The organism is Photobacterium sp. OFAV2-7 (assembly GCF_022347985.1).
Lineage (GTDB): Bacteria > Pseudomonadota > Gammaproteobacteria > Enterobacterales > Vibrionaceae > Photobacterium.
The window spans coordinates 1-4,693 of the sequence record NZ_JAKRFQ010000374.1; the positions used below are offsets into that span (position 1 = coordinate 1).

The window sequence follows — 4,693 nt, forward strand, 5'->3', positions numbered from 1 at the left end:
GGTACAAACGGTCCTTTACCACGGGAGGAGTGGTAGTGAACGTTACGCGCAACGACTTCTTTACCTGTCCCGGACTCACCGAGGATCAACACACTGGCATCGGTAGACGATACCTGCTCGATCAAATAACGGACCTGGCTGATCGCTTCACTTCGACCAACCATGCTCCGAAACAACGTATTCTTTCGCCCTAGCTGCGGAACTTGAAATGCGCGCTTACCCAAGAACTCCTGGCAATGACGTAGCGCATCCGATAGTTGCCCGTAATGCAACGGCAATTCGAGCTCGCCAACATAGTTAGGCAGCCCAGCCAATTCATTGGCATGATTCGACAATGCAATAACAGGAATGTGGTTATGGATCCGCAAAAAATCCAGGATCTTGTTCAGTGACTTACCAGTACTGATTTTACCCAGTAAACAGGCACCCCAATCCTTTTCCCAAAGCGAATTTTCCACCTCGCTTGTTGACACAGCTTCATGCTGTTCGCCAACAAAGTTCAGGATGACACTGAGGTCATGACGGTGCTGCTGATCGTCATCAATAACGAGGGTTTTAGCTAAACCTTGCATAGGAGAGATATTGCCTGCCTTTATAGGATTTTCTATTCTGTGGCTTTTATACCAAACTGAACAACTATCAAATCCAGTCAAAAATTGTTCAGTTTGCTATTACTGAGGAACAGCAACCAAAATTATTCCGACTATTGTAATAAAAGCACAGGAGAAGGCAACTAGGGACACCCAAAAGCTGTGACCCCAGTACAAAGGAAAGTGCAAATCAAGTCATTGGTGTTTATTTTTTGACTTTACAAACAACAAAGCTATTAACCAATGCCTCGATTGCCTCAGAAAGACGACTATACGTCTAACTGAGTCATATTATGATATTCAGCCGGAATCTGATCCCAGGCGGATTTAATTTCGCGCAGCATGCCGATAACATCATCAATTGGCTCTGCAAGGTTGTCCTGGTTTGCCTTGTAGATCTGCTGGATCATGTAATCGTAAAGCGCATCGAGGTTTGATGCGATCTCCGCACCATCTTCCATCGACAGACAGCTTCGAAGACTGATCACAATATCAAGTGCCTTGCCAAGACGTTCACCCTTCACTGCAATAGAGCCCTGCTCCATGGCGGCTTTGCCCTGGATCAAGCGTTCAATCGCACCAGCCATCAGCATCGAGATCACACGGTGCGGCGATGCCGATGTTAACTGACTGTCCACTGAGACTCGTTTATAAGCCTGTAGAGATCCTCTCATTGCCATTTTTCTAACCTTAACGAAATTTATTGTAAACCTGCATCGAGCGTTGCCCGTGCTGCAGTCGTTGTAACTGACTTGCCGACATATCTCGATGATGACGGATCCTGGCAAGTAGGTACGACGTTCTATCGACCGCTGCCTGCCATTCTGCTTTATCCAGACTTTCAGGCCGGGCCATTAATTGTTGTAAAAGCTGTTCGCGCTGCGCTAAAAGCTGCTGCAACTGCTCAGAATCAACCTCTCCCTCAACAGCCAGCATAGCCTCAAGTTGATCATCCAGTTGATTTAAACGTTGCATACGCGACTTCTCTTACACTAAAAACTATTGTGGCATCATACTCATCATTGAGTTGAGCTGACTTTTCATTTGCCCCATGGCACTGTCCATAGCCGTAAACTGGTCATGGGTACGTTTCTGAACACTTTCCATCCGGCGATCCAGCTTGGTCTGTTCGCTATTCAAGCGCGTGATCTGATCATTCAAGCTGTCCTGCCGTCCCTTAATGCTACCGGTGATCCCGGTATGGGCATGGATCAGATCTTCAACCTTACGGGCAAAACCATCACGGCTGCTAAAAAACTCACCGACATCAGCAAAGTTCTTTTCGAGCTGTTTGTCGAGCATGTCATAGTCAATTTCCAGCCGCCCTTCCATCGTGGTGGTGATCCCGAGCTCACTCAAGGTCGTCACTGACTCTGGCGCGCCTTCTATCGGCGTCGAAAATACCGCACGCAATTGGTTATCAACAGTACGAATAATACTGTCGCCAACTAGCGGGCCTTTTTCCTGAGTTTCAGGATCAAACTTGCCCAGCTCTCTCGATGTTGTGTAAAACTGGTTGTATGCATTGACGAACTGCTCGATGGCACCACCAACGGCATTGCGATCATAACCAACATCGACCAACACATCTTTATTTTTTGTTGCTTCCCCCTCGGTCTTGGCAGAATCGGTCAAAGCAACAAGATTGAGATCAACGCCCTTGATCGCATCTTCAATTGTGTTGGTGTCACTGGTGACCACAGCCAGGCCATCAATCACTACCTTGGCATCTTCTGCCTTCTGCATCTCACTCATCGAGTTGATGTTGTTATTCGGATTAAAACCAAATTTTTGCAGAGTACTGGCAACCGGCGCATCGACCCGTACTTTGATATTGTTCTCTTCACCACTTTTATCGGCCGACAACACCAGACGCGCACCGACATCATCTTTGATCACCGAGGCTAGCACACCGGTATTTGACGGGTGGCGGTTAATCAAGCGAACAACATCAAGGATCTCGCTTTCATCTTCCGGTATTTCTACATCGAACTGACTCGCCCCCAAAGATATTGCCAGTTTACCGGCGCCCATTTTCTCTTCTTCGTCAAACGTACCGGAAACAATTTTATGGGGCTGGGCAAGCTGCTCAACCTTAACGCTGTATTTTCCAGGAATCGCTTCATGAGAGGCTGAAGCCGTAAGAATGTCGCTGTTATCCGACGTAACAGAACGAGCTGATAGGGTATGGTTACGACGAAAGTCAGCCATCATGAATTTCATATCATTCAGCGAGCTCTTGAGCTTGCCATAGGCACTGATACTGACATCGACATTATCGCGGCGCTCATTGATACGCGCTTCTTTCGGAGCCCGCTCAGCATCGACAATCTTGTTAACCATACTGTTAATATCAAGACCGGAGGCTGTGCCTGCTGCGCCTATATTCATTGATTACCTCAAAAGATGTCAGTTTACACTTTCGTCGTTACCAGCCCTCCCGAATTGGCTGCCAACTGCCGGGATAGTGCTAACATATCTTCGTCAGGGATTTGACGGACTACATCACCGGTACGCTTATCGTAAATGGTGACGATATTTTTTCCAGATTCTTCATCGATACGAAAAGCCAGCCCTTTGTTTAGCGTACTGCCGACAAACTCTTCGATGCGCTCGACCACCTTTTCCAGCTCCTCGCGCTGCATTTGCTGCTGCTGCTCTACCCTGTTGCTCTGCTCAACCCGACGTACATCCGAGTTTCCGCCATCACTACTTGGTATTACATGCTGGGTGGAAGTATTACCGGCCGATGAAGCCCCCTGAGAATTACTACTAGATTTATTAGCAATATTTGTGCCAGCAGAAGCATGGGTGCCATTCTCAGCGGAACGGAGAGGAAGTGAAGAAGTAGAAACAGGTTTGACATCCATATTCTTTCACCTTCTGATAGCAGAAAACGGCAAGGGGCTGCCCCCTTGCCGCTATTACGAGGTATTAACCTAGCAGGCTTAGTGCCGCTTGCGGCGCCTGTTTTGCCTGAGCAAGGATAGACGTAGAAGCCTGAGACAGGATCTGGTTCTTCGTCATGTTGGTTGTTTCTTTCGCGAAGTCAGTATCACGGATACGGCTGTTAGATGCAGACACGTTCTCGTTAACGTTGTTCAGGTTATTGATAGTGTGGTTCAGACGGTTCTGAGATGCACCTAGCTGCGCACGCTCTGAATCGACATACTTCATCGCACCATCAAGTACCGCTACCGCTTTCTGTGCACCACCGACAGACGTTACGTCGATTTCAGAAACCGTTGTATTGCCCGCAGTACCTGCAATCGTGGCATCTACTGCTGTACCTGCGCTGTCAGTCATCGCAATACCACCGGTTGTTACGCCAACAGTACCTTCAGAAGAGAACAGCTGTAGTTCGCCTTCTTCAGAAACAGATGCATTGATCTTGTCATTCTGACCGTTGATACGAGTAGCGATCTCTTCGATATCATCGCCTTTCACCAGGCTAACGTTTACCGCTGTCGCAGTACCGCCAGCGTCAGTTACGCTCAACTCGATAGCTGTGTCGGCATTCAGTGTCGCATCAGCAGCTACTTTGTTAGTTGACGTCAGCATGCTGCCGCCCATTTTCGCTTCGTCAGAACGGATGTTGTTGAAGTTCATCTGAACCGCTTCACCCGAGTCAGCACCCACCTGGAAAGAACGAGAACCGAACTGACCATTCAATAGCTTGGTACCACCGAAAGAGGTAGTTTCCGCGATACGGTTTAGTTCGTCATTCAGTGCAGTCACTTCTTCCTGGATAGAAGCACGGTCTTCCTGTGAGTTAGAACCGTTAGCTGACTGCAAAGACAGGTCACGCATACGCTGAAGGATACTTGTTGTTTCCTGCATAGAACCTTCAGCTGTCTGTGCCATTGAGATACCGTCGTTGGCATTACGTACTGCCACATCCAGACCACGGCTCTGGGTCATCAAACGGTTAGAGATCTGCAGACCAGCCGCATCGTCTTTAGCACTGTTAATTTTACTACCGGTAGCAAGACGCTCCATTGATTTACCAGTAGCTTCGGTCGCCTGACCCAGGTAGCGCTGAGCGGTCATTGCAGAAACGTTAGTATTTACTGTAACTGCCATAATGTCTCTCCTTAAGTGTT

General features: G+C 48.1%; 6 protein-coding genes. All 6 read right to left on the minus strand.

The window, feature by feature from the left end; genetic code table 11:
• The coding region (locus tag MHN01_RS17015; protein WP_239412431.1) for a sigma 54-interacting transcriptional regulator at positions 1-572 on the minus strand (572 nt) is incomplete at its 3' end.
• A gap of 287 nt (positions 573-859) precedes the next feature.
• Complete coding sequence (fliS, locus tag MHN01_RS17020) at positions 860-1,264, minus strand: flagellar export chaperone FliS (protein WP_075764215.1); 405 nt, start codon at positions 1,262-1,264, stop codon at positions 860-862.
• 16 nt (positions 1,265-1,280) lie between these two features.
• Positions 1,281-1,565, minus strand: a complete 285-nt coding sequence (locus MHN01_RS17025; protein WP_160648750.1) for a flagellar rod protein FlaI — start codon at positions 1,563-1,565, stop codon at positions 1,281-1,283.
• A 24-nt stretch (positions 1,566-1,589) separates the two neighbouring features.
• On the minus strand, positions 1,590-2,981 hold the full coding sequence (gene fliD / locus MHN01_RS17030) for a flagellar filament capping protein FliD (protein ID WP_239412432.1): 1,392 nt from the start codon (positions 2,979-2,981) through the stop codon (positions 1,590-1,592).
• Positions 2,982-3,004: 23 nt separating this feature from the next.
• Complete coding sequence (locus MHN01_RS17035; RefSeq protein WP_239412433.1) at positions 3,005-3,460, minus strand: flagellar protein FlaG; 456 nt, start codon at positions 3,458-3,460, stop codon at positions 3,005-3,007.
• Positions 3,461-3,524: 64 nt separating this feature from the next.
• Positions 3,525-4,673 (minus strand): flagellin, encoded by a 1,149-nt coding sequence (locus tag MHN01_RS17040; protein ID WP_239412434.1) that lies wholly within the window; start codon positions 4,671-4,673, stop codon positions 3,525-3,527.
• Between the last annotated feature and the right edge of the window lie 20 nt (positions 4,674-4,693).